Genomic DNA, 26,137 nt, shown 5'->3' with positions numbered 1-26,137 from the left:
ATTAAAAAAATAGGGACCCTCGTAGATGCTTAATGTGCATATCCACTTAGTTGTCCCTCATTGCAGCGTTGTGAGCCAGTTTCATCCCACACCTAAATTCGGCGCATTTACGTTATTCGTTTAAGCTTTTTAGTCCAGCCAGCCAGTATAAGCTTAATGCCTCAAAAATCCGTTTCCGGCTATCGGCGCTCATCTCGTGCTTTAATAAATCCAGAATCATATTGATGACATTGTTCGCGATGATCTTCAGCAGAATCATATTTTCTTCGGTTCCGATTTCGTATCTTTTATAATGATCCTTAATATAGGGCCTTTTAGTTTCGATCATCAGATCGATCAGCTCGTTTTTGGCATTGCTATATACGGTCCCTTTATTCTTTTCAAAAATAATAACAATCTGCCTGCTGTACTTGGTTAATATAGTTATTTGCTCTTGAACGATAGCTGATTTTTTCTCATTATTAACATCATCAAAAAAAGTCTGGTTATCGATGCGAATATTTTCCACTAACATATTCTTCAAATAGTCCACTAAAGACGGCGGAACAACCGAATAGAACAACTCTTTTTTATTTTTAAAATAAGTATAAATATTTCCAACAGAAATTTGAATTTCATCGGCAATATCATTCATTTTGGCATCAGAGAAGCCTTTTTGGAAAAATACCTTTAAAGCGGCGGATTCAATTTCCTGTTTCACTTCATCTTTTTTAGACTGCATATTGCCCCTCACTTTTAATAATGAACTGATAATTCACTATTAAAAATAATTCAAAAGCTTGAATTTGTCAAACCACATTCGTGAATCAGCCATTACAATATCTCGATATAGCCTTCTGTTCCATGCACACGAATTCGTTGCCCGTCTTTTATCAATTTGGTAGCATTCTCCACGCCGACAACTGCTGGCAAGCCATATTCACGCGCAATAACTGCCCCATGGGTCATGAGTCCACCAACTTCAGTAACTAGGCCTTTTACAGATACAAACAATGGAGTCCAGCTAGGGTCAGTAAATAAGGTAACTAATATATCTCCGTTTTCTAGATCAGCATCCTCCATGTTTAAGATGACACGCGCACGTCCCTCTATAACACCGGCAGAAACCGCTAAACCTACAATAGCTTCAGTTGGGAGGTTTTCTCGTTTATACTTACCCGCAATGATTTCACCTTCAGACGTAATAACACGTGGTGGAGTTAGTTTTTCAAATAATTTGTACTCTTCTTTGCGTTTGCTGATGATCTGGTAATCCAATTTATTTGTGCTTACAACTTCGCATAGTTCTCCAAAAGTGAGATAGTATATATCTTCTTTTTCAGGAATAACTCCCGATTGTATTAGTTGTTCAGCTTCTTTCAGTAAAGCTTGTTTATAAACGAAATAGCGATTAACCATGCCGTATTTTGGGTATTCTCTAAACCCGCTGAAATTCCGGATGAGATCAATCATTCGTTTTGTTTCATTCGCTTTTTGTTCACCATCGGGTAATTGCTTCAATCGATCTAATAGCTCTTGTTCTTTTTTCAAAGCTTCCTGTCGACCTTGCTCAAATTTCCGATGGCCAGCATTAGGTTTAAAGTTTTTGATATTACTGAGAATCATGGGGACAAGTGTAGTTGGCTTTTCGCTCCAACGAGTTCTTGTAAGATCGATTTCTCCGGTACATCGCATTCCGTATTTACTGAGATAGTCATAGAAAGCGTCTTGGGTTTCCTGCCCACCCTCAAAGCTAACCAGTTCATTTAAGAAATTTTCATCTTTAACCTGCTGTAAGTAATCAATGACTTCCGGATAAGGCCGAATCACATCAGCGAGATTGAGTAGCGCCAGACCCATTTCTGAAGTTATATTGCCTTGTACAGATTGAGAAAGCGTATCCGCTGCGTTTTTTTCACCCAACCACTCATTTATTTTTTCATTGATCCACGCTGAAGCATCCATAGCCGCCATAATCACACGCATACTTTGTGGGTTGAATAGAATCTTCTTTAATTGCTGCATATCTTCCAGAATAAAATCAAACAACTCCGCCCCTGATTTGGTTTGAATGATTTGTTGCAACTCTTCTATCGAGGCTTGGTTGCTCTTAATGAGGTCAGAAACGATTGTCGGATCATTTTCGAGTTGTACTTGAGAATCACTAGGTGGCAGGCTTGTATTGCTTTTACTCGGAGTAGAAGCTTTTTCATTATCTGCCGAGAATTTTATAAAATCTTCTCGCTCTACGATGGTTATGAGTGCGTCTTTTATGAGGGGATCAGATTTACCTAAGGCTTCTATGATCATTTCTCTGCTGCCAGATGAAGCAAGACTTGGTGTGACATCAACAAACAATCTTCCGCCAGCTGTACGCATAGGTGCAGGAGTCGTTAACAGGTAAAAGGCCAATCCCAGCGGTTTCATGGGATCTGTCATCATTTGTTGATGACCAACAGATACATAAACGTGGTTTTCTTGATCATTCGCTTCTGGGATGGGGAATAAAGTCGTGATTGGCCGACTCTGGACGATATAAAATGTATCCTCGGTCAAACACCATTCGATATCTTGTGGGCAACCAAAATAAGCTTCAATCTGTCTGCCTATCCTTGCTAATTGTAAAATTTGTTGTTCAGTAAGTGTTTGAGTCTCTTGCTGATCGATTTCGATCTGCCGGGTCTCTGTTCCGCCTTCTTTTAGTCCGTAAATAGCCAATTTTTTGGTTGCTATTCTCTTATCGACAATTTTCTCTTGCTTTACTTTATAACCATCGGCAGATACCAAGCCAGAGACCAGAGCTTCGCCAAGTCCAAAACTGGCATCGATGGATAGCAGTTTCCGGTTAGAAGTAATCGGATCAACGGTAAATAAAATCCCTGAAGCCTGTGGAAAAACCATCCTTTGAACGATAACGGATAAATAAACTTGACTGTGGTCAAATCCATTTTGCATACGGTAGATTACGGCACGATCCGTAAATAGAGAAGCCCAACATTTGCTGATATGCTGAAGGATTACTTCTTTGCCGATGATATTTAAATAGGTATCTTGTTGACCTGCAAAAGAGGCATGTGGTAAATCTTCAGCGGTCGCACTAGAACGCACTGCATAAGCATGTTCATCACCCAGCTGGGTGAGATAGTGAGAAACTGCCTTCACAACATCGGAAGGAATTTCTGCTTCCACAATGATTTGCCGAATCTTCCTACTGATTTCACCGATTCGATCCCGATCTTCTACTTTTAGCATAGTTAGTTGATCCAACAAAGCATGATACGTTTGGTTCTGTTCGAGGGCTTGGTGATATCCTACTGTTGTAATACAGAATCCTTCTGGTACTTGTATTCCTTCTATTTGTGATAGTTTCCCTAAATTTAACCCTTTTCCGCCAACGAGCAAAAGCTGTGTATTGTCCACTTCCTGAAAACCGAGAACTAAAGAACGCATTTATTATCGCTCCTAACTATTAAATTGAGAAAAAAATTGACAAGAATTTAACGGCATGATAATATAAATATATAAGATGCATTTTTTATGCCTAACTATAGAATTTCAGTCGTGAGTTGATTATATCATCGTGTCTTTTCATATGCAATATATAAGAATCTGATGAGATAAATCAGGTTCTTTTTTTGATTTCAGCTATCATTAGTGTTAAAACAAATAAACCGTAGCCCCTCAAGTGGCCTACGGTTTATTTGCTTTAATATTAGAATGACGTAATAGGGTATATTATAATCCCTTCACTTCAAACTCATAGATCCGCGCTGCCGTATCGGCTCCCTGCGTAGGTTTGAGAATCAATAATTTTACATAGCGGGCTTTTACTAACGCAATTGAATCAGTCGACTCGGCAGCCGAGTTTCCTTGGACGTTGACGACATCCGTCCAGTTCGTTCCGTCGCTGCTGACCTGAATCGTATAATCACTGGTATTAAAACCGGACCACTCTCCTCCGCTCTCAGCATGCTTGATGACAAAAGCGCTGAGTTGATGTTCGGCGCCGAGGTCGACCTGAAGCCAATGGGGCAGATTGCCAATTGCGCACCATTTACTGTTATCCGTCACTTTACCATCTACGGCGTTAGGTGCCCCTTCCTTTTCCCCGCAGGCATGATCGGCTGTTGCAGTTTTACCAAGTGCCAGATTTTTCACTGCTCCAGCTTCCTTACTCACTGTGATAAGCGCTTTTTTCGTAATTGTGTCTTGGCCCGAGCTGTTAGTTGCAGTCAGCGTCACACTATAAACGCCTTCCTGAGCGAACGTCACAACTGGGTTCTTTGATGTGCTGACCGCGGGGCTTCCGCTTTCGAAGGTCCATGACCATCCTTCTGTCACTTCAGTCGACAGGTCGGTGAAGTTTACGCTCTCGCCTGGAGCGACTAAGGTTTGATCAGTTTTGAACTCCGCAGTCGGCTTTGGATAATCCGGCCAGCTGATCTTCACGCTAGAGGATTGACCTTGCTCGTATCTTCCATTGACGGCAACAACCTTCAATACTGTGATAGTTTCTTTGTCTATTCTTCGCATCTCAGGAACGTAAAACACATGATTTGGTGTTGCACCTATGAACATCTCACTGCCATCTGGAAGTACTCGATAGATTTCGTATTGCTTGACCTGTTGGTCAAGCTGTTTCCACTGTAATCTGGCATCTCCATAAATACCATTGCGAAAGTCAGTTTGAGTGACCTTAAGATCGCGAACCGCGGGTAGTGGTTTGATCGGGTCATTAGCATTTTGAATGGAGAGCTGGCCAATTTGAATGTTGTAATTATTAATCGCATTCTTAGAATCAAAATACAATGACAACGCTACGATCCGTTTCCCTTTGTATGGGGTCAAATTCAATGTTTCAGTTGTCCAGTCTGGCGATGTCTTATCCTTCACATTAAGGAAGATATATTGATTGGGCTGATCTGCGAATGCAAGACCAACCTTCAGGCTTGGCTTATTTTGTGTTTTGTACGTAATAGACAGCTTTGTGCTTGCTTCGATCTTAAGGTCGGTCTTGTAGAGCTTCAAATGTGTCGCATTGTTAGGGTTCAGCACGCCTGATACCTTCAACGAACTGCCGCCGTAATAGGCATCGGACCAATCGAGCACTGGTGAAAGCGGGGTACCTTTGCTGTCTGCAATCCAGCGCCAGGAGGGAAGAATATCCTGCAGACTCCGGTTGTTCCAGCCTTTATCCCGCACCTGCTTCCCTCTTACAAAATATTTCTGTCCGCTTCCCGTGTTGAAGTTGGTGGTGAAAGGCAGCTCATTGATTGGTGATGATTCGATCACATCGTTAGCGATACCTTTCCAGGCTTGATCACTCGAGGTGTTACTCGGATTCCCGTTTGGACCCACCCAGAATTTATTCTCGCGTACGAAGAAATCTTCCATACTCTCTGCGCTGTTAAAAGCCCAATCGGGGCGGTAAATACCAAGGGAAGTAACGGCAGGATCTTTATCCGGAAACAACAGATTCCAGTTCACCTTTGTATCGTAACCCTTGGCTTCGACATCGATGCCTGCATACAAGTCATATGGACTTCTGCCCAAGCTTCTAGCCTTCTCTGCCGAGCTTTTAAGATCCTTCCACCAAAAGTTCAGGAACATATTGTCTGTAATTTGCTTTTTATTGTCTTGCAGGAACATCGCATTCTTGTCGTTAAGTGCATTTTGCCAACTGATACTGCCCTCATTGGTCATGGAATCATACCATACGATGTGCATAGAATTTGACTTGTGTGATTCCAGATAACTTAGGAAAGCTTTCATTTGCTGTGCGTCGGCCGGCGTTCCGCCCTCAGTCTCCTGGTTAATAAACCAGCCGTCAAATCCGTAATGGCTCGCAACCTGGATCAACTTGTCAGCAGCAGGAAAGGAGCCGTCACTATTCTGCTGAAGCATCTGCTTGACCCATTCATACTTCCCGCCATATACGGTTGGTGGAAAGAACACCGTTCCGATGATCGGCACGCCATTTTTATGAGCCGCGTCGATCGTATCAGCGCTTGGAGGTACGATGATCCCTTCGCCCGCGGAACCACCCCAATAGACCAGCTTGTCAACATATTGCCAATAGGTAAATGTGTTAGCTTCGAATTTGCTTGAACCCTGCGATGGAACTCCGCTTGTTCCCGGGTTCAGTGCTGATAAAGCCATGACTTTTGGCGCTTTGGTTGCATGAGCGTTGACTCCATCTGCTACAAAACGGTCCTGCAGCGGGACTGTGCTCCGGTTAAATGCCGCATCCGGGTCGGATGCCGGACTCCACTGAAGCAATTGCTCCGGAAACCAATAGGATGAATAAGGCTGTTTCGCGAACGCAGTTGTGGATAAGGCTGCGCACATCACAAGTAAGAATATAAAACCTGCCCCAATCTTTTTCATGCCATACTCCTCCAATCGATTAATTAAATGATTGCGCTTACATTTTATCAAGTTGGACAAAGCTATAGATAGTGGATTAATGGCAAGTTCAGGTGCATTTATTACAGGTCGTCAGCCTAGGCTATAATCCCAGTGGGGAATTTGCTCCTAGAAATTTGATATTTATATACAAAAAGCCGCAATTATGCGGCTATTAAATGTATAGGATAAGGTAAAGCGTTCAGTTATTACGCTTTTAGGTTTAAAAGAAAATGCCGTGTGTCCTGATAAGCATCTGTCCAGCCCATCTTAGCATAGAATCGAAGTCCATCGAGTCCCTTAAAATAATAGGCACCGATTAGCCGCTCCTCAAAATTCGGGGTCACTATTCTAGCTTTCTTTTGATAATTTTGATATGTGTTAATGACATCACACCAAGGCATATGCTTGTCGAGAATCGCAAGGTCTATGAGAGAATCGCCATACATGCAATTTCCATCAATAATGCCGGTTATCCGTGTTCCGTTGGACAACATATTCCACTGTTGAAAATCTCCGTGTATAAAGCTTCTATTAGATTCATTATAGGGTACATAGGTCATCAAACGACTATAGATTTCTTCGTATACGTCTCTTTCCAAGCAAGACGTGCGGAAGAGTTCATGCCAATTCTCCCAGAATGTCCCCGTCTGATCTTCCGCATTTACGGTAATGACGAAGTCTTTCCAAGATGAATAGGAACCATTGCCGTCAGGTCCGATCCAACCATAACCGTTAGTTCCCCCAATATCCGCTTCGGCCATTCTTGTTAAAATGCCGATAATTTCTGGCATCAGACGGGTTTGTTCCTCTGCTGTACAATCGGATAGATTGCGACCTTCCATTCGCTCCATGATCAAATAGGTTAACTGATTAGTCCTCCCTAACCCCAAACATTTTGGGAAAGGGATACCTTGGTCGAGTAGCAAATTAGATACAAATTGTTCGGTCTCATATGCTCGTTCCAAATCGCTGAATTTCACAACATAGTCTTTTCCTTCTAAAATAAAAGAAAACACGTTGCTTATATTGCCGCCAGACAACGGTGTAATCTCAGCCGCTCCCTGTCCAAGATGATTCCACAGTACTTTTTCAATTTCACTCATGGTCAATTCCGGTTTTTCGTAAGCCATATTTACTCCAACTCCTGCTTATTTGAGTCTACATATGAATTTATCCGCAGCATATCAAAAACACCCTCATCCTAAATATCTCGTTTCTCATACTCAAAGGGTACATCACATGAGTAAATTTCATGGAAAAATCCTACATATGGGATATCGTCTTCTAGACATTTTATACGATATGACAGCTCTTCATCGCATTCCGAGTCTTCACCATTGTTCCGCATTACCTCGAATGCATCAACGATGTTTTCCATGAGGGTTACTTGGATAAACAATGGCAATGTGTCTAACATCGAATCTTCGATCCTGGTCTCGGATCTGTAGCCATCAAGGACTATTTTAAAATAATCATCCATAAACTGTTTGCGTTTATCAGTGTCTTGTTCAAATTGTATCCAGCCCACTCCAAGTGTCCAGAGATTTGCCAGGTCATACATATACCAACAAAAGCAGGAGTTATCGAAATCAAAAACAGTTATTTGCCCTGTATCAAAATCGATCATATAATTCCCATCGCAGTAATCAAAATGAACCATCCCAAAAGACTCGTGATTCCTGTCCATCCCTTCTAAGGTTGTTAAGAGATCTACCAGTTTCTCCTTCAAAAGAGATAACGAGTTAGGTATTAGCTTATCTATATAATCGGCATTGTATTTATCAAAAAAATCATACCGAGAATGGACAGGTGTATAACCCTTCGACAATTGATGCATTTTCCCAAGAACTTTGCCACAGTTATAATAGTATTCCGTAATAGGAACGCCTTCCCGATACTGATAATTATTTTCCGCGAGCATCCCCCCCTTGGCCTTTTCAAACAAGCAGACAAAAAAGGTATGATTATTAAGAGTTATCGTTTCCAGCAGATTCCCCTTCTGGGAGTTGACCACATTCGAAACACTGCCGCCATGCTCGTACAAATACCTGATATATTCCACTTCACCCAAAATATCTTCTCGGCTTCTGTCACTTAAAAAGGCAATTCTGATTATTTTTGCTTCAGAATCAGCTTTATCACAGTTATATGCGACATTCCGTCCTCCTTCATGTGCATTGATAAGCCTGATTTCATAACCTTCCAATCCGTACAATTCCATCACTAATGGAAGTAAGTGTGTATCAGCGATTTTAATAACCTCGTTATAATTCAGAATATCTCTCCTCTCAACTTCTTCAATATATGGATAGTTTACCAGTTCCAGCAGATAAACAGGATGGAGAAAACAACTATAACTGAACTATCCTGCTTCATTAGGTCATCGTTCCTAGGTACACACGAATTAAAATATCTTGGTCATGGTTACCGAATCCAGCCCCATAAAGTGTCAAACCACCAACATTAACAGCCTTCTCGTCAACTGCGAACCGAAGCGTCCAGAATTGTTCCCGTAGCAAAATATCTGCGACAGTAATGTCCGACATCCTTTCTTCATCAATAAATGTGCCCGAAGTGTCAATGCGGATCGTCTTCAATAACCCGTATTGATTTACATTCCGATGCCACCAATCCGGAGTATATATGCCTCGTGCCGCTCTTCCAAAGTCTGCCGGACTGGTCCAAGTTCCAAGCTTCACACCGTTAAAAAAGAACTCAATATCCGAAGGCCAATGATCTTTCAAGCCTGGCGCTTCAGAAGCAATTTCCATTGAAATCTCGATGGCCTCGGGCATTTGACCGGGAAGTAAGTAGTTAGGCGTTTTGTACTCTACGTAACCTCTCCCAAACCACAAAATGCCGGCGTTGACCCGCTCGGGATCGAGAAAATAGCGGGGATCGTCCCAAACCCCAATCTCTTTCTCTTGTGTCCCAAGACCACATGTAGGATGGACATCAAACGAGGTATAATGACCGACTGAAATGGTCTGCTCTCTGATCCTCGGGGTTTGTGTGGCAGTGGGGAGTTCGATTTCAACTCTTTTTTGTTTAAGGAAACACATTTTGTGCGTTCCTCCGTTTAGGCGTATCCTGTGACTTCCTGTAAGTCCAGCTTGTTCGAGCTTTCGGATATGCATAGTAACTATGGAAGGACTAAGCTCTAACTTAGCCGCGATCTCCTTCACATTCATTTCATTATCTGCAATGAGGCTCATAATCCTCCATCTGACTTCGCTTGCCAGCGCTTCATATAACGCCATGAATTTTGCTTCGCCGTTTGCTTTGATCATCATCATAATCACCTGACCTGTGCTTATTGAAATTACATATATATTAATTTAATAAATATAACGTATATCTTCAACCCCGATTCATTGAAAAATTATAAGCAATAGTGTTTAATTTTCTTAGTAGTTGAATATATTGAATTCTTATTTATATGAATTTATTAATGAGGTGGAGAAATGAAATACAATAATCCGGTCATCAAAGGGTTTTATCCTGATCCCAGCGCATGTAAAGTTGAAGACACTTATTATTTGGTCTGCAGTTCCTTTCAGTATTTTCCCGGTGTTCCGATTTTTGAAAGCAAAGATTTAATTAATTGGACCCAAATCGGTCATTGCTTAACCCGAAAGAACCAGATTCAACTGGATACTGTGGACAGCTCCGGTGGTGTATTCGCCCCCACCCTGCGGTACAATAATGGACGATTCTACATGACGACCACTAATGACACTCTGCGCCAGAACTTCTATGTCTGGACTGACAATATTTACGGCGAATGGTCTGATCCGATTAATGTAGATCAAGGCGGTATTGATCCGGATTTGTATTTTGAAGACGGCAAAACGTATTTCATGAGTAATGGGACAGACGATTACGGAGTTAATGGTATAGTCCAATGTGAAATTGAAATTGAAACTGGGCAGAAGCTGTCGTCAAGCCGTTCAATCTGGCAAGGATCCGGTGGGCGTTATTTGGAGAGTCCTCATTTATACAAAATTAATGGACAATACTATCTACTAGCTGCTGAGGGTGGAACCGAATATGGGCATATGGTTACTTATGCAAGGGGCAATTCTCCTACTGGTCCATTCGAAGCCTACCCGCATAACCCCGTATTGACTAATCGAAATTTAGGCGGTTACGAGCTTCAGGGAGTTGGACATGGAGATTTGGTACAAGACCATGAGGGGGATTGGTGGCTGTTACATCTTGGATTCCGGCAGACTGGCCAGTATCTTACCTATCACCATTTGGGGCGCGAGGTTTTTCTAACTCCGATTACCTTTGGCGAGGATGGATGGTTTACAGCAGGTCATGAAGGTACCACACTTATAAGTTTCGAGACTGATCGTATTGCGGACACAGTCATTCAGCAGGAGAAAAGAGTCTTTACGTTCGAGAACACAGATTGGAATTTAGACTGGTGTTACCTGCGTCACCCGGTTACAGAAAATTATCGGTTAGAAGCTGATAAAATAAAGCTTAAAGGAACTGCAGTTACGTTAGATATCCCGGCTACTCCGACATTTATTGGTATTCGTCAAAAAGATTTTAACGCAATTATTTCGTGCCAAGTCAGCCTTACGAATGGTGAAGCCGGAATTACACTTTACATGGACGAAAATCACCATTATGATTTGGCCTTGCGTAAACATCCAGAGGGTTATGAGATTATCGAACGGCTGAATATCGGAGATATCAAATCCATTGAAAAAACAAAAAATATAGGTCAGTGCAACCATGCTTCATTAGTTGTCAAAAGCAGTCCAACGCATTATCAATTTTATATCCAGGTAGACGGTATTGAGATCTTACTCGGAGCTGCGCAAACCAAATATCTATCCTCTGAAATAGCCGGAGGATTCACAGGTGTGCTTATTGGTTTGTACGCCACTGGAGAAGATCAAGATTATAATGCGATATTCACAAGCTTTAGCTGCCTTTATTCTTAAACCTTCAAATTAAAATGAACTGTTCAAGGCTAAGGGTCTTATAAATAAAAGAGGGGTTAACCCCTTAATTATGGTTAACCCCTCTTTTATCAAAACCAACAAGATCCTAAGAAAAATTAGATATCCAGCTTCCTTGTACTTAACGCTTTTACCATTACAGGATCTCTATGTGAAAAGAACAAGCTCTCTTTTGTGTCTAACAGCGCAATTTGTTCTATATCCTCTGAGTTTAATTCAAAGTCAAAGATATTAAAGTTTTCAATTATTCTTTCTTTCCGGACAGACTTTGGAATCACAACAACTCCTCTTTGCGTCAACCAGCGTAAAACCACTTGGGCAACAGATTTATTATATTTTTGGGCTATTGATACTAAAACTTCGTTCTGAAACATGTTGTTTTTACCTTCAGCAAATGGACCCCATGATTCAATCTGAACATTGTTTTCTTTCATGAATGCAGCACTTTCAATTTGTTGGCAGAAGGGATGTGTCTCAACTTGATTAACTGCAGGAGTTACTTCATTATGAATAATCAAATCAATCAGACGATCGTTCTGGAAGTTACTTACGCCAATCGCTCTTATTTTTCCTTCACGGTACAATTCCTCCAGCGCCCGCCAAGAACCATGCACATCACCAAATGGCTGATGAATTAAATACAAATCCAAATAATCAAGTTGCAATCTTGAAAGGGATTTTTCAAATGCTTCCTTTGTACGTTCGTATCCTGTATCTTGAACCCATAATTTCGTAGTAATAAATAGATCCTCTCTTGGTACTCCACTCCGTTTGAGGGCTCTTCCCACCGCTTCTTCGTTTAGGTATGAGGCTGCGGTATCTATCAGTCGATAACCTGACATGATCGCATCGTAAACAGCTTGTTCACATTCAGCTGCATCTTGAATTTGAAAAACCCCAAAACCAAGTATCGGCATTTCAACACCATTGTTCAAAATAACTTTTTGCATAAAAAATCCTCCTATTAGTTGATGATATAGCTCTATTTAAAAGTGTGAACTATCAATATCCATTTTAGACAAAGCTTCATTTAGACTATCTACATCTTCCTTTGTTAATTTGAGATCAGCTCCATATAGGTTTTCTTCTAATCTGTTTAATTTTGTAGTGCCTGGAATTGGAATGATATATGGTTTTTGAGCTAATTCCCACGCGAGTACGACTTGAGCTGGTGCTGCATTTTTACTTTTTGCAACTTGAGTAATTAAATCTAATAACACTTGATTATGATCAATCACATCAGGTTTGAATCTTCCCATGAAACTTCGATAGTCACCTTCATCATATTTGGTTTCCTTGGTATATTTACCACTTAAGAAACCATTTCCTAATGGACTGTAAGCGATAAAAGCAATTCCTAATTCTTCACAAAGTTCAAACAACTCTTTTTCCGGTTCACGCCACATCATGGAGTACTGATTTTGGGTTGCAGTAATCGAACATACAGCATGTGCTCGTTTCATATAATCAATCGGTGCATTTGAGACACCCCATGTTTTAATCTTCCCTTCAGCTATTAAATCTTTCATTGTTTCAGCGACAGCTTCAGGTTCGACATTTGGATCCACTCGGTGCTGATAATATAAATCAATGCAATTGACCTTCAACCTTTTTAATGAACCTTCTATTTGTTCACGAATAGAATCTGGTGTGCTATTCAAAATAAGTTGAGGTTGACCGTCTACAGCTTCTTGTCCTAAAATTCCGAATTTAGTTGCAATCACAACTTGATCTCTTTGTGGTGCAAGGGCTTCGCCTACTAATTCCTCATTGGAATCTCCATAAAAAGCAGCAGTATCAAAGAAATTACATCCTAGTTCAACTGCTCTGCGAATTAATTTAACCATTTCATTACGATCTGCTGGCTTTCCATAGGCATGATCCATTCCCATACAGCCAAACCCTATTGCCGAAACTTCCAAGCCACTATTTCCTAATTTACGCATTTGCATCTGTGATCTTCCTTTCGCATGAAGTTCAGTCAAAGTTCAAGGCTCGACGTAGTCTGCATTATTTTCAGCACGTTAATCCAGCTAAATTAGTTTGGGTACTATTTTAGTATGCAACAATTTTTCACAAAACAGATATCATAATAGTATTAAATCATTGCCTATTCCTCTCATTTCATTGAATCCTCCCTATGTATGAGTCACTTTATATCGACTACAAGGATTTCAAACCAAATCTTAAGATTAGATAAATATTGATTCTGCTCCCTTTAAAACAAATTCCCCACAGGTAATAATGGATACAAACCTACTATTGGAGTGAACAGTAATGATTAACATACTCGTTGTTGAAGATGATAAGCATGTAAGAAGACTTCTTGAAGCTGTTCTGAAACGCGAAGGATATGATGTTGTAACTGCTGAAGACGGAGTTAAAGCTTTGGAGGTCCTTGATTCACAGCATATTGATCTAATCATTCTGGATATCATGATGCCTAATATGGATGGTTATGAATTCGCCAAGGAAGTAAGAGATGCCGATAGCTTGGTCCCCATTCTTATGGCTACAGCAAAACAGCTGCCTGAAGATAAGAAAAAGGGGTTCCGGATTGGAACTGATGATTATATGACCAAACCCATTGATACCGAAGAAATGCTGCTCAGAATCCAAGCGCTGCTTCGCCGTTCACAAATCGCAAGTGCCCGCAAATTAGTAGTGGGTAAAGTGATCCTTGATTATGACGCATTGACAGTAACCCGGGAGGACGAGAGACAAACGCTACCGCAAAAAGAATTCTATTTGTTGTATAAGTTATTGTCTTATCCTGAACGGATTTTCACGCGCATCCAGCTTATGGACGAGATATGGGGCATGGAAAGTGAAAGTACGGATACAACCGTTAATGTGCATATCAATCGCCTGCGGAAACGGGTTGACGCTTATCCAGAGTTTGAACTGGTTTCCGTCAGAGGTCTTGGATACAAGGCGGTGCGAAGCCAGTGAGCAAAATAAGTAACAAGCTCAGCAACAGAATCAGCCTTCCCATCTATTTTTCTCTTATCATATTTTTCATCTTTCTTATTACCGTTGTGATTACAGGACTACTCTTCTTTCTCGCACAGGTTTTTGGTTTGTTGAACGAAGAGCTTGCCCAGGATGGATTCGTACTACCCATAATGGTATTAATCGCTTGTACAATTATCGGTACCACGATATCAGCCATCACAAGCCGGAAAATGGTAAAATCCATCCGGTTATTTATTGAGGCCACAGAGCGTCTTGCCAGCGGTGACTTCTCCATGCGGCTCCAGCTCAAAAGCCCGCCAGAGTTTGAAATTTTATCAGAGAATTTTAACCGGATGGCTGAAGAGCTTGGGGGTATCGAAATTCTGCGAACCGATTTTGTGAATAATTTTTCCCATGAATTCAAAACACCGATTGTATCTATTAAAGGGTTTGCCGAAGTCTTAAAGAACGATGATCTTACCAAAGAAGAACGGAATGAATATCTAGATATTGTCATTGAGGAATCGACCAGACTTGCCTCCCTTGCTTCGAATGTACTGGAGCTGACGCAGGTTGAGACGCAAAAGATTCTGACAAACAAAATGCGGTTTAATGTTGGGGAACAAATTCGCCAGTCTGTGCTTTTACTGGCTGCCAAATTTGAGAAGAAGCACCTGAAGCTGAATGTTAATATTCAGGATTATGAACTCTCCGGCAATAAAGAGCTTTTAAATCAGGTTTGGTTAAATTTATTGGATAACGCGATCAAATTCACTCCTGAACATGGCGAAATTGAAGTTAACATGAAGAAAAACGAAGATAACCTGTTGATTCTAGTTCGTGACTGCGGAAGCGGTATTCATCCTGAGGCTCTTCCCAAGATATTCGATAAATTTTATCAGCAGGATACTTCCCACTCTACTGCAGGCAATGGACTTGGATTAGCAATTGTTAAAAAAATCATTCATCTACACCATGGAACCATTTCTTGCGAAAGCATTCCATTACAAGGAACCACATTTACAGTTACGATTCCGATTGGAATGTAGTACGAGCCCTGGAGAACCTCATCGTTCTTTCAGGGTTTTTTTATTTTTCAGAAAAGTTAACTTTCAGTTTATCTTCTTTCGTTATCATTTAAGCAACGCCACATAAAGGAGTCAGATGTATGGTAACTATACTTAAGTACTTAAAACCGAAGGAATGGGCCCTAATCGGTATCAGCATCCTATTCATTGTCACACAGGTATGGCTGGATCTGGAATTGCCCGGTTATATGAGCGAGATTACTCGTCTTGTACAGATACCAGGGAGTGGAATGAGCGAAATCATTGCAGCCGGAGGCTGGATGTTGCTCTGTGCCCTTGGCAGCTTAGCCACATCAATTATAGTGGCAGGGATCGCCGCTAAAATTGCCGCCAACTTCTCTTCAAGATTACGCTCCAAATTGTTTGATAAGGTACAGTCTTTCTCTATGGAAGAAATCAACAACTTCTCTACAGCTAGTTTAATTACCCGTTCAACAAATGACATTACACAAGTGCAAATGCTGATTGTCATCGGTCTGCAACTGCTGGTGAAGGCTCCCATCCTTGCCGTTTGGGCAATGCTCAAAATTACAGGCAAGAGTTGGCAGTGGTCGCTTGCTACCGGTGTCGCCATTGGGGTATTGATTCTTATTGTCGGCATAGTGATCGTGCTAGTGCTTCCGAAATTCCAAAAATTGCAGCAACTGACTGATAATCTTAATCGTGTTGCAAGAGAGAATCTTACCGGCCTTCGTGTCATTCGTGCGTATAATGCGGAAAGCTACCAGGAAGATAAATTTAGTGTAGCCAACAGCGAGCTTACCCGAACGAATTTATTCGCCAATAATGTACTGTCCATGATGATGCCAAGTATTTCTCTGATTATGAGCGGTTTAAGTCTCGCAATATATTGGATTGGTGCTATTTTGATTCAAAATGCCAATGGTACGGCGAAGATGGGCTTATTTTCAGATATGATTGTCTTCTCATCCTATGCGATGCAGGTGGTTATGGCATTCATGATGCTGATCATGATTTTTATCCTGATGCCTCGTGCCCATGTATCCGCTAAAAGAATCAATGAAGTGCTGGATACTAAGCCAAGCTTAGAGAACGGATCACTTACTTCCTCCAGGGCAAATCGGTTGGGTGAGGTCGAATTCAAAAATGTCAGCTTTAAATATCCGGATGCAGAAGAATACGTTATTGAAGATATCAGCTTTACGGTGAAAAAAGGAGAAACTGTAGCCTTCATCGGTTCAACCGGATGCGGAAAAAGTACCGTCGTGAACCTGATTCCTCGCTTTTATGATGCTACAGCAGGTGAAGTGTTGGTGGATGGAATTAATGTTAACCAATATGAGCAAACTGCACTGCGCAATAAAATGGGATATGTATCTCAGAAAGCGATTTTGTTTGGCGGCACGGTGAGCTCTAATGTTGCTTTTGGCGATAATGGCAGTGATCTGTCCTCTGATGTTGTTGATGCCATTTACACCTCTCAAGCTTCAGATTTTGTTGAAAAGATGGAAGGAAGCTACGAGGCTCATGTCTCTCAAGGCGGTACGAACTTGTCTGGCGGTCAAAAACAACGTCTTTCCATTGCCCGAGCCATTGCCCGTCGTCCTGAAATATTAATCTTCGACGATTCCTTCTCAGCGCTTGATTATAAGACGGATCGCAAATTGCGAAGTGAATTGAAGAAAAAATCCAGCGGTACAACGATACTAATCGTTGCCCAACGGATCGGTACAATCAAAGATGCAGACAAAATCATTGTACTGGAAGCCGGACGAATGGCAGGCATGGGAACACATGATGAATTGATGCAGACCTGTGATGTCTACCAAGAGATTGCTTACTCACAACTTTCAAAGGAGGAGCTAGCTTAATGAACAAAAGCAAAGAGCAACTCAACACGTGGAGCAAACTTCTCCACTATTGCAGAAAATATATCCCTGTAGTTCTTATAGCTATTATTAGTGCAGCAATCGGTACGGTTCTGACTCTGCTTGGACCGGATAAGCTTTCGGAGATGACAGACTTGATCACGGCCGGCCTCGTCACCGGAATTGATATGGAAGCAGTAACTTCTATCGGCCTTTTCCTTGTATTTATCTATATCCTTAGCGCTGTGTTATCTTTGGTACAAGGATTAATTATGTCCGCAGTTACGCAAAAGGTCTCCAAAAACTTAAGAGCCGATCTCTCACGCAAAATGAACAAACTTCCGATCTCTTATTATAATAATTCTACAACCGGTGACATCCTGTCCCGGGTTACCAACGATGTGGATACGATCGGGCAAGCTTTAAACCAAAGCGTAGGCACATTGGTAACTGCCCTTGCCCTCTTTACGGGATCCATCATCATGATGTTCAAAACAAATGTAATCATGACTATTACGGCGGTAGTTGCAACTATCATTGGCTTTGGCCTCATAGCGGCAATTATGAAAAAATCCCAAAAGTATTTTCAAAGTCAGCAAGAATACTTAGGGAAAATCAATGGCCATGTGGAGGAAGTATATACAGGACATACTGTAGTGAAAGCCTACAATGGTGAATCACAAATGCGCAATACATTTGAATCCCTGAATATGAATCTCAAAGATAGTGCATTTAAAGCGCAGTTCCTCTCCGGTCTTATGATGCCGATTATGATGTTTATAGGCAATCTAGGTTTTGTGGCCGTTTGTGTAGTTGGTGCTGTACTTGCTATGAACGGAACGATATCCTTTGGGGTCATTGTAGCCTTTATACTGTATGTCCGTTACTTTACACAACCGCTCTCTCAGATTGCTCAAGCCGCACAAAGTCTGCAATCGGCTTCCGCGGCAAGCAAACGTGTCTTTGAGTTCCTCGATGCTGACGAAATGGACAATGAAAGTCATAAAGAAAGACATCTTAAAACTGCTGTGGGCAAAGTTGATTTTGAACATGTGCAATTTGCTTATGAAAATTCAGATAAACTTGTGATTAAAGATTTTTCTGCAGAGATTAAGCCTGGGCAAAAAATTGCTATAGTCGGCCCTACCGGCGCAGGTAAAACTACACTGATAAATCTTCTAATACGGTTTAATGAATTAAAGGGCGGAGAGATTTATATTGATGATACCCCCATCAGCAGCTTAACAAGAGAAAACATCCATGATCTATTCTGTATGGTCTTGCAGGACACCTGGCTTTTTGAGGGCACTATCAGGGAAAATCTGGTGTACAACAAAACAGGTGTAACCGATAAAGAAGTTGAAGATGCTTGTAAGTCGGTAGGCTTGCATCATTTCATTCAGACCTTAAGTGCCGGTTACAATACCATACTAAATGACAAGGTTAATTTATCCACCGGCCAAAAGCAACAGCTTACCATCGCCCGCGCGATGCTCAAGAATGCTCCAATGCTCATCCTCGATGAAGCTACAAGCTCAGTCGATACAAGAACAGAGCTCTTGATTCAGCAGGCAATGGATAAGCTTATGGAAGGAAGAACCTCCTTTGTTATTGCGCATAGACTCTCAACCATTAAGAACGCCGATGTGATTCTGGTTCTGAAGGAAGGCGATATCCTGGAAAGCGGCAGCCACGAAGAACTACTTGCCAAAAATGGTTTCTATGCGGAGCTTTATAATAGCCAATTCGACCAAGCCTCTTAAGGCCTAGTTGACACTGTGAATTATATAGCGAAAGTCAAAAAGACCTACTCATTGTTCTTATCCAGAACAATGAGTAGGTCCTTTATTTGCTATGAACACATATCATCTACTGGCAAGGAATTCATCAAGCTGTTTTTGCTTTTCAGCAATGACTTTATCTAGGCCGGCCGATTTTTGGGCGGCGATAAATTTCGGCAATTCTTTGTCCAGATCAACCGAGCCGGTCTCAAGCATCTTTTGATATTCTCTTAGAACGTTTGCTAGTGCTCCGACTTCGGATTTGACTGGCTCGCTGTCAAAGGTGAAGCCCAGTGCCGGCGATGATTTAGCGCCTTCGTTAAACTTTTTGAACTGCTCCCACTTGTCTGGAGCTTCCGAACTCCAGACATAGTTCAGGAATTGATTTCCCAGCTCCCAAGCGACGCCCGGTGCGTACTGTCCTGACTTCTCCGTCTGCGTCATAACATTACCATTAAGTGTAAAGTGTGTACCTTCAATACCGAAGTTAAGCAGATTAATAATTTCTTGATCTGTATGAAGCAGGTTTATCAGCATCATGGCGCGTTCCGGGTTCTTAGACGTTGATGAGATGGCTAACATGGCGCCGGTAGTCTCCGATGTGGCGACCGTTTTACCTGTTAAAGTAATTTGTGCAAGCTTGCCATCAAGTCCTGTCGCGGATGCGATTTCTTCTGCTTTGCCTGGCTTAAGAGGCTCTACAGTGGAAAATACATTGCCCGTCTTATAAGCATCAAGGGATGACGTTTGGGAAGTGGCCGCATCTTTGTTAAGATACCCCTTCTGGAAGAAATCACGGGTTACTTTTAATGCATTTAAGTATTGTGGATACTCTTCGGCCGGTTTGACTGTCGCTTCCGTGCCATTCTTATCGATAGCGCCAGGTATCGTCGTATCACCTAAAAAATCCAATTCCACAAAGGAGTGAGAGGCGAACGTGCCACCCGTTGTATACAGCGGATACATGGTTGGCTTCTTCTCTTTAACGATCTTATAAACGGCATCTAAATCTTCGATCTTTTGCACTTTACTCATGTCAATGCCGAGTTCATCGGCAATGTCCTTCCGGTAAACAATGCCCCCTGACGATGCCAATTCTTTATTCGTAGGGACTGCATAATTTTTGCCGCCGATTTTGGAGCCATCGAGAAAAGCTGGATCCAAGCTATCCTTAATGCCCTGGCCATACTGATCGAGCAAGGGACCGAGATCTAAGTAAGCACCTTTGGCAACGTTCTTTGCATACCCGTTCCATGAGGCTGTAAATAGAATGTCTACGGGCTCTCGAGAAGCGATGATGAGGTTAGTCTTATCATCCCATGCTCCCCAATCGATTGGTGCGATATCTACCGTCGCGTTGATTTTTTCGGTCAAGATCTTGTTCAGCGCTTCCTCGACGATAGCCTCGTCCGCCTGTGGAGCTCCTTCGTAGACCAGCTTTATTTTATAAGGCTCCAGCTTCGAGGGCTCATTGGATGTGTTATCGGTGGTTGAGTTCGCTGATGAGCTCGGTGCGGCGCTTTCTTTTCCGGCATTATCTGGTGTAGCGTTGTTCGAGTTGTTTGAATTGCCGCAAGCCGTAGTGGCTAATGCTGAAATAAGCATCAGTGTGAGAAGCAGTGAAGCCTTGCTTTTCGTATCCTTCATTTTCAAGTAATCCCCCCATAAAATAAAATGATATGCTAAACCATATACTGGTTTTAGCCGTTTCCGTGCCCACGTAAGTGATCGGCAATCTTAGCCTTTAACGGAGCCTACTGTCAGGCCTCTGATAAAGTATTTCTGGAAGAACGGGTAAGCAAATACGATAGGTCCAACACCTACAACCACCATCGCCATACGCACGGTTTCACTTGGGAAGTTGATCATTCCGCCAGCTCGGGTAATTTCAGCCATCGCGTTCGGGTTACTGGATAAGTACTGGATGTTGACCATCATCTTGTAAAGAAAGTACTGCACGGATATATTGTGGTTGTCTGTAATAAACATTAGGCTTAGGAACCAGTCGTTCCAGTATGTCAGTGTTTGGAACAGTGCAACGGTTGCCAGAACCGGCAGAGATAATGGCAATACAATTCGGATAAATATCCGTAGCTCCCCTGCCCCATCTATTTTTGCTGACTCCAGCACAGCTTCAGGTACGGTCTCCTTAAAGAAAGTGCGCATGATCAGTACCCAGAATGCGGACATGATCAGCGGCATGATCAGTGCCCAAAGTGTATCTTTTAATTCCAGCATCTGTACGTATACCAAGTACCAAGGGACTAAGCCGCCGGAAATCAGCATCGTTAGAAAAACAAAAAATGTAAAATACTTTGCCTGCGGAAAATTATTCCGTGAAATGGGGTACGCATACAGAGCTATTATGATGACACTTAGTATCGTACCTATCACCGTGACGGTTAGTGAGATTCCATAGGAATGAACGATTTGACTGATATCTTTCATTAGGAATCGATAGGCCGCCAGATTGAAATTTTCGGGCATAAATCGATATCCGTGTGTCATAACGGACTGCTCATCGGAGAACGATACCGAAAGAATCAGCAAAAGCGGTAGGATACAGAGCGCCGAATAGATGACAAAGAAGATGTTGATGAGGGTTGACGCCCATCCCGACAGCTGATTCTTTGGATTGGACCCAGATAAGGATTTACTCATTGTATTGGTCATAAGGGCTCCTCTCTTAGAACAGCGCGTTCTCGCGGTTAAAGCGGCGAACGACCCAATTAGATACAAAAACCAAGATGAAACCAACGACTGATTGGAACAGGCCTGCTGCTGAGGAAAGTCCGATATCCCCAACGGTCAGGAAGGTGCGGTAGACATAGGTATCGATAACGTTTGTCACAGGGAACAATGCCCCCGATTCACGTGGCACTTGGAAGAATAGACCAAAGTCGGCATTGAAGATCCGGCCAACCTGCAGCAAAGTCATAATCGTGAGGACAGGCATGATCAAGGGAATCGTGATTTTCTTGATCTGCTGCCACTTGTTTGCCCCATCAATTGTCGCGGCTTCGTAGTACTCCTCGTCGATACCAATGATTGCTGCCATGTACACAACCGTGTAGTACCCCATGTTTTTCCACGTGTTAATGATCGGCAAAACGATCGGCCACACTTCTTTCGTGAAGTACCAGCGTACGGAATCAAGACCAAGCGCCGGCAGCAACGTGCCGTTGAAGTATCCTCGCTCGTCGCTCATGAACCCATACACTAAGTACGAGATGACGATCATCGACAGGAAGTATGGCAGGAACATGATCGTTTGGTGTAGCTTCGAGAGGAAGCGGTTCTTCATCTCGTTAAGCATCAAGGCGAACCCTAGAGGAAGCGCCATGTTCAATACAATAAACAGCGAATTATAAAGCAATGTGTTGCGAATGATGATGTACGAATCCTTCGAGGCAAACAGATATTCGAAATTCTTCATCCCTGTCCATGGGCTTCCCAGGATTCCGTCCTGGTAATTGATTGTTTTAAAAGCAATAACGATCCCGAACAAAGGGATGTAGTTATTTATTACAAGCAGAACGATTCCCGGCAGCATCATTGCGTAGAACATCCAGTAAGTACGAAGATTCTTCACGATGGAAAAATTACGTACAGTACGTATTGGTTTCCTATTTGTAGGAAGCGGCATAGCTTTCAATAGAGTTGTTGCACTCCTTTCACTGTCTTACACACTCCCCACACCGTTGTTTAGGCGGTAATGGGGAGTTCAGGTTTTCACTATTGAGCCGTAACGTCAATTGTGACGTTACTTATTGAGGTTCTGTTCCCCACTGAAGAGCGCCTGCGATATAGCCAGTTGTATGGCTCCAATCGGTGTAAGTCGAATCGGTCGGATCGAAGGAGTAATCTCCCGTCTGCGTATAGTTCGTCCAATCGGTCTTGTTCATGCGGATCTGAAGCTCAATGCTGGCTCCAGCTGCCAAACTTCCGGCTCCGCTCGTAAAGCCGATTTCCAGATAATGATCAGCTCCTGTCAAAGGAGCCGGCAACTTGACGAAGGCGCCAGTTACGTTGCTACTGCCGACAGTGGACCAATCGCACCAGAAATTCTGGTCCTTCTCCCCATCGATCGTGTAATAATAATGAAGCTTCACGTCGGACAGATTGATGGCCGTGGTACCGGTGTTCTTCAGCTTTATCCGAGGGCTCAACGAATTGCTCGTTGCCGTAACAGGAGAATTGTACTGCTGCACTTTGATAGAACCACTTTCGGCAGTGGGGGTATCGACCACGGAGACCTCAAGATTCGCACTTGCTCCTGCGCTAAAGTTGAACGTCAGCGTCGTTGTTCCCACCGGTTGGGCAGCCAGATATGCCTTCTGAATCGTCACTGTCGTGCCTGATACGGTGTAGTCCGTACCAGCAACTAGGGCAGTCGTGCCATTATTAATGCCGATGAGTGTGTTATCGTTCAGCGTCAAGGTCACCGGAATGTCGGTCTGATTCGCGGTTTGCTTGTCAAAGGCAGCGGTCATCGGACTGATCGCCGAGTTAATAACCGACGAATCGTTCACAGCAACGGATAGCGTAGCAGATGAACCGGCGTTAAACAGGAAAGTGAGGTTCGCCTTGCCGATTGGCTGCTGCGCGAGATAGCTCTTGTGTAGAGTGACCGTGTTGCCCGAAACGGTATAGTCCGTGTCCACAACGAGAGATGTCGTACCGTTCTTAATGTCGGTGAGCGTGTTGCCGTTCAACGTTAGAGTCACCGGAATATCAGCTTGATTTGCTGTTTTCTTATCAAAGGCAGCAGTCGTTGGACTAATGGTCGAGTTACTGCTATTTCCGGTTGCGAATGCGGCAATGAATACCAACCCTGAATTCCAATAAACGGTATGTTCATTTGTAGTCCATTCTTGGAAGTTATCGGTATAGTTTTTGGCTGCAAATCTTGATATCTGGTTTCCTACGGTTATGTCGTTGGAGTATTTATTCGGTCCTCCGACAAGATATCCCTTAGGTACACCAGGTAATCCATCTGTTCTATACATGATGCTGAACGGATATTTCACGCTGTTATCGCCGTAACCTGATACAAAAGATACGCCCACCGGGTTCTGGCCAAGAATCCAGTCTAACTGACTATTGTTAATCTCATTAATGATAGCGCGGTTGCTCTCAAAAGTTCCCAGTAACTTCGTACCGATGATCATTTCCATCGGTGTGTCCGCAACCTGCATGGTGATTCCCCAATAGTAGTTACCATCTTTTATGATGCTTTTCCAAGGGCTATCGTTATATCTGCTCACTTTGTCATTGAACCATTGCTGGAATTTATCCGAATACCAGCTTAAGACTCCGGAGTCCGGATTAGCGGCTTTCAGATAACTGAAGAAGCCTGTATTCCAGGTGTTTGCCCAACCACTGGCGAAATCAAGGGTATCCTCAAAAAATATTCCCATATCGGTGTAATTCGCCAGGAAATAATCATTGTATTCGGCATCGCCGGTCGATCGGTACAGGGAGCCTGCAGCCCACAGACGATTCGAAGCGTCATCCGTCACATCGTAAGGCCATCTGCCCGTGTTAGGCGTCCGAATATTTTCCGGATGTGCTTCCAGGTACCCCCATGCGTCTATTGCCGCATCCAAGCAACTTTGGGCAAAAGCCGGATCAATATTCTGATAAATTAAGTAGGCATGTGCCAATACACCGGCTGCGGTAGCTGTATCGGCGGTCGTTTTGATATCAGTCCGCGAGCTTACCGTATCCTTATCGATAATTTCTCTGTCTACCATATTGTCATCATCCTGAAAGGTCACTCGAGCATAGAAACCGCCAGTTGCAGCATCCTGCATTTTGAGCATCCATTCCAGTTCCCACCTTGCCTCATCCAGGATGTCGGGAATGCCGTTTCCGCTCTCAGGAATATTAAATTGATTGTCTGTAAATTTCTCCGGCATCATTTCATAGGCCCAGAAGAGATCCGACAAGGCTTTGGCTCCTGCGTTAACGTACTTGCCTTTATCACCCGCATCGTACCATCCCTTGGAAACATCTTTTTTGATGGAAGGGTTAGACATTAAAGGCACTGCGGTGTCAGGGGTAAAATCTGTTCTTTGATAATTTTGAGTGTATGGGCTGGTAATATTAATCCCGGTTCTCTGGTAATAGAAGTATCTTGTTACGTCATTTAAAAAGGGTTCATAGATTTCGTTAGCTTCGCCGATAGTGAACTTGGGCGAATTCTGAAGACCCTGCACTGAAACATAATATTTTCCCGGAATCGTTAAATTTGTGAAATCGGCGGTAAAAATACGCTCCCCGCTATCGATAGCATCATAATTTTTGGTGAGTACAAGCGTTCCGGAGTAAGCTGTCGAATTATTTGTGGCGTTAATAATGTTAAACGTAGTACCTGCATCGACCGTGAGCACATCCTCAAAACCGGTTACAAGCGCTTGCTTTACTCCATCTACGGGATACCCTAATTGATTGACCTTGATGGGGGCGTACTCTTTCTCCTTATCGGGAGACGTAACCCTAATGTCATTAAGCCACACTTTTAAAGGTTGAAAACCATTATTCTTGATGGATAATGCATCTATGGAAGATACATCAATTCCTTGGGAGACCTGAATTAGATCCTTTAACGGGATCTTCACATGGGTCCAACTTGTAGTAATGTTGACGTAGTTGTTAATGTTTACTGTAGTGGTAATTTCATTGCCGGCAGCTCTTTCGAATACCCGGTCTTTGAAGCCCAGTAAAAAGGACTCTCCGCCCGCATTTCCTTTGATATTAAACTCAAGGAATCCATTTGGATGATAAGAGGTAAAGTCATATGCTTTCCAGCCGGCAACCGTAATTAAAGCGTTGTACCAGGAAGGACTGGTAGGCGTCTTCGCATTCAACAATAATGAAGGCAATCCATTGTACATTGCTGTAGAATCAATGGGAAGCTTGCTGTTCTCCGTCTCCAATCCAAACCCGCTATCTCCTGCCCAACCGTCGGATATATTACTGAATATTTGGTAATCTAGTAAGTCTCTCCACCCTGCAGGCGCTTCGGGGGTTGCCGCATTAGTCTTGATCGGATTTGAAAAAAAGATAGCCACAAACATAGTTAATGCCAGAAACACGCTTACTTTTTTCCTCAT

The 26,137-nt window shown here is 42.7% G+C and carries 17 protein-coding genes; 5 read left to right on the top strand and 12 right to left on the bottom strand.

Annotated elements, in window-relative coordinates; all coding sequences use genetic code 11:
• Nucleotides 1–112: 112 nt before the first annotated feature.
• From MHH46_RS16100 to MHH46_RS16075, 6 genes are all read right to left on the bottom strand, one after another.
• The gene (locus MHH46_RS16100) at nt 113–721 is read right to left on the bottom strand and encodes a TetR/AcrR family transcriptional regulator (RefSeq protein WP_076190313.1); all 609 of its coding nucleotides are present in this window, start codon (nt 719–721) and stop codon (nt 113–115) included.
• A 92-nt stretch (nt 722–813) separates the two neighbouring features.
• Nucleotides 814–3,429, bottom strand: a complete 2,616-nt coding sequence (ppsA, locus tag MHH46_RS16095; RefSeq protein WP_076190314.1) for a phosphoenolpyruvate synthase — start codon at nt 3,427–3,429, stop codon at nt 814–816.
• Between the two features lie 285 nt (nt 3,430–3,714).
• The gene (locus tag MHH46_RS16090) at nt 3,715–6,366 is read right to left on the bottom strand and encodes an endo-beta-N-acetylglucosaminidase (RefSeq protein WP_076190315.1); all 2,652 of its coding nucleotides are present in this window, start codon (nt 6,364–6,366) and stop codon (nt 3,715–3,717) included.
• 227 nt (nt 6,367–6,593) lie between these two features.
• The gene (locus tag MHH46_RS16085) at nt 6,594–7,517 is read right to left on the bottom strand and encodes a phosphotransferase family protein (RefSeq protein ID WP_076130612.1); all 924 of its coding nucleotides are present in this window, start codon (nt 7,515–7,517) and stop codon (nt 6,594–6,596) included.
• 71 nt (nt 7,518–7,588) lie between these two features.
• Complete coding sequence (locus MHH46_RS16080; RefSeq protein WP_179086265.1) at nt 7,589–8,608, bottom strand: phosphotransferase enzyme family protein; 1,020 nt, start codon at nt 8,606–8,608, stop codon at nt 7,589–7,591.
• Nucleotides 8,609–8,762: 154 nt separating this feature from the next.
• A complete protein-coding gene (locus tag MHH46_RS16075) occupies nt 8,763–9,677 on the bottom strand; it encodes a transcriptional regulator (protein ID WP_076130610.1) in 915 nt (304 codons plus the stop codon).
• 174 nt (nt 9,678–9,851) lie between these two features.
• On the opposite strand from MHH46_RS16075, the gene MHH46_RS16070 reads away from it, so the two are divergent.
• Complete coding sequence (locus MHH46_RS16070) at nt 9,852–11,348, top strand: glycoside hydrolase family 43 protein (protein ID WP_076190317.1); 1,497 nt, start codon at nt 9,852–9,854, stop codon at nt 11,346–11,348.
• A gap of 116 nt (nt 11,349–11,464) precedes the next feature.
• Here the strand turns inward: MHH46_RS16070 and MHH46_RS16065 are convergent, their stop codons facing one another.
• Nucleotides 11,465–12,316, bottom strand: a complete 852-nt coding sequence (locus tag MHH46_RS16065) for an aldo/keto reductase (RefSeq protein WP_076130608.1) — start codon at nt 12,314–12,316, stop codon at nt 11,465–11,467.
• A gap of 36 nt (nt 12,317–12,352) precedes the next feature.
• Complete coding sequence (locus MHH46_RS16060; RefSeq protein WP_076190318.1) at nt 12,353–13,318, bottom strand: aldo/keto reductase; 966 nt, start codon at nt 13,316–13,318, stop codon at nt 12,353–12,355.
• Between the two features lie 325 nt (nt 13,319–13,643).
• On the opposite strand from MHH46_RS16060, the gene MHH46_RS16055 reads away from it, so the two are divergent.
• From MHH46_RS16055 to MHH46_RS16040, 4 genes are all read left to right on the top strand, one after another.
• On the top strand, nt 13,644–14,318 hold the full coding sequence (locus MHH46_RS16055) for a response regulator transcription factor (RefSeq protein WP_076184972.1): 675 nt from the start codon (nt 13,644–13,646) through the stop codon (nt 14,316–14,318).
• Nucleotides 14,315–15,370, top strand: a complete 1,056-nt coding sequence (locus tag MHH46_RS16050) for a HAMP domain-containing sensor histidine kinase (protein WP_081386330.1) — start codon at nt 14,315–14,317, stop codon at nt 15,368–15,370. The genes MHH46_RS16055 and MHH46_RS16050 overlap by 4 nt, the downstream gene beginning before the upstream one ends.
• 119 nt (nt 15,371–15,489) lie before the next feature.
• Nucleotides 15,490–17,241 (top strand): ABC transporter ATP-binding protein, encoded by a 1,752-nt coding sequence (locus MHH46_RS16045; RefSeq protein WP_076190319.1) that lies wholly within the window; start codon nt 15,490–15,492, stop codon nt 17,239–17,241.
• Nucleotides 17,241–19,001: an ABC transporter ATP-binding protein gene (locus MHH46_RS16040; RefSeq protein ID WP_036677200.1), complete on the top strand. Its 1,761-nt coding sequence runs from the start codon at nt 17,241–17,243 to the stop codon at nt 18,999–19,001. The genes MHH46_RS16045 and MHH46_RS16040 overlap by 1 nt, the downstream gene beginning before the upstream one ends.
• A 102-nt stretch (nt 19,002–19,103) precedes the next feature.
• On the opposite strand, the gene MHH46_RS16035 is transcribed toward MHH46_RS16040, so the two are convergent.
• The 4 genes from MHH46_RS16035 to MHH46_RS16020 all read right to left on the bottom strand — a co-directional run bounded on the left by MHH46_RS16035 (nt 19,104) and on the right by MHH46_RS16020 (nt 26,137).
• Nucleotides 19,104–20,666: an ABC transporter substrate-binding protein gene (locus MHH46_RS16035; protein WP_076130604.1), complete on the bottom strand. Its 1,563-nt coding sequence runs from the start codon at nt 20,664–20,666 to the stop codon at nt 19,104–19,106.
• Nucleotides 20,667–20,756: 90 nt separating this feature from the next.
• Nucleotides 20,757–21,692 (bottom strand): carbohydrate ABC transporter permease, encoded by a 936-nt coding sequence (locus tag MHH46_RS16030; RefSeq protein ID WP_081383287.1) that lies wholly within the window; start codon nt 21,690–21,692, stop codon nt 20,757–20,759.
• Nucleotides 21,693–21,705: 13 nt separating this feature from the next.
• Entirely contained in the window at nt 21,706–22,611 is a 906-nt protein-coding gene (locus MHH46_RS16025; RefSeq protein ID WP_305953568.1) for a sugar ABC transporter permease, read from the bottom strand.
• A 175-nt stretch (nt 22,612–22,786) separates the two neighbouring features.
• Nucleotides 22,787–26,137, bottom strand: a complete 3,351-nt coding sequence (locus MHH46_RS16020; RefSeq protein ID WP_076190320.1) for a glycoside hydrolase family 9 protein — start codon at nt 26,135–26,137, stop codon at nt 22,787–22,789.

The sequence above is a fragment of the Paenibacillus sp. FSL H8-0175 genome (assembly GCF_045040615.1).
Classification (GTDB): Bacteria; Bacillota; Bacilli; order Paenibacillales; family Paenibacillaceae; genus Paenibacillus_AQ; species Paenibacillus_AQ odorifer.
The sequence above is the reverse complement of the archived record's forward strand: the minus strand, read 5'-3'. Positions and strand labels throughout refer to the sequence as shown.

Excerpts from the sequence above, each read along its gene's own strand:
- MHH46_RS16100 (WP_076190313.1), bottom strand. The coding sequence starts at position 721 with ATGCAGTCTAAAAAAGATGAAGTGAAACAGGAAATTGAATCCGCCGCT.
- ppsA (WP_076190314.1), bottom strand. The coding sequence starts at position 3,429 with ATGCGTTCTTTAGTTCTCGGTTTTCAGGAAGTGGACAATACACAGCTT.
- MHH46_RS16090 (WP_076190315.1), bottom strand. The coding sequence starts at position 6,366 with ATGAAAAAGATTGGGGCAGGTTTTATATTCTTACTTGTGATGTGCGCA.
- MHH46_RS16085 (WP_076130612.1), bottom strand. The coding sequence starts at position 7,517 with ATGGCTTACGAAAAACCGGAATTGACCATGAGTGAAATTGAAAAAGTA.
- MHH46_RS16080 (WP_179086265.1), bottom strand. The coding sequence starts at position 8,608 with ATGGAATTGTACGGATTGGAAGGTTATGAAATCAGGCTTATCAATGCA.
- MHH46_RS16075 (WP_076130610.1), bottom strand. The coding sequence starts at position 9,677 with ATGATCAAAGCAAACGGCGAAGCAAAATTCATGGCGTTATATGAAGCG.
- MHH46_RS16070 (WP_076190317.1), top strand. The coding sequence starts at position 9,852 with ATGAAATACAATAATCCGGTCATCAAAGGGTTTTATCCTGATCCCAGC.
- MHH46_RS16065 (WP_076130608.1), bottom strand. The coding sequence starts at position 12,316 with ATGCAAAAAGTTATTTTGAACAATGGTGTTGAAATGCCGATACTTGGT.
- MHH46_RS16060 (WP_076190318.1), bottom strand. The coding sequence starts at position 13,318 with ATGCAAATGCGTAAATTAGGAAATAGTGGCTTGGAAGTTTCGGCAATA.
- MHH46_RS16055 (WP_076184972.1), top strand. The coding sequence starts at position 13,644 with ATGATTAACATACTCGTTGTTGAAGATGATAAGCATGTAAGAAGACTT.
- MHH46_RS16045 (WP_076190319.1), top strand. The coding sequence starts at position 15,490 with ATGGTAACTATACTTAAGTACTTAAAACCGAAGGAATGGGCCCTAATC.
- MHH46_RS16040 (WP_036677200.1), top strand. The coding sequence starts at position 17,241 with ATGAACAAAAGCAAAGAGCAACTCAACACGTGGAGCAAACTTCTCCAC.
- MHH46_RS16035 (WP_076130604.1), bottom strand. The coding sequence starts at position 20,666 with ATGAAGGATACGAAAAGCAAGGCTTCACTGCTTCTCACACTGATGCTT.
- MHH46_RS16030 (WP_081383287.1), bottom strand. The coding sequence starts at position 21,692 with ATGACCAATACAATGAGTAAATCCTTATCTGGGTCCAATCCAAAGAAT.
- MHH46_RS16020 (WP_076190320.1), bottom strand. The coding sequence starts at position 26,137 with ATGAGGAAAAAAGTAAGCGTGTTTCTGGCATTAACTATGTTTGTGGCT.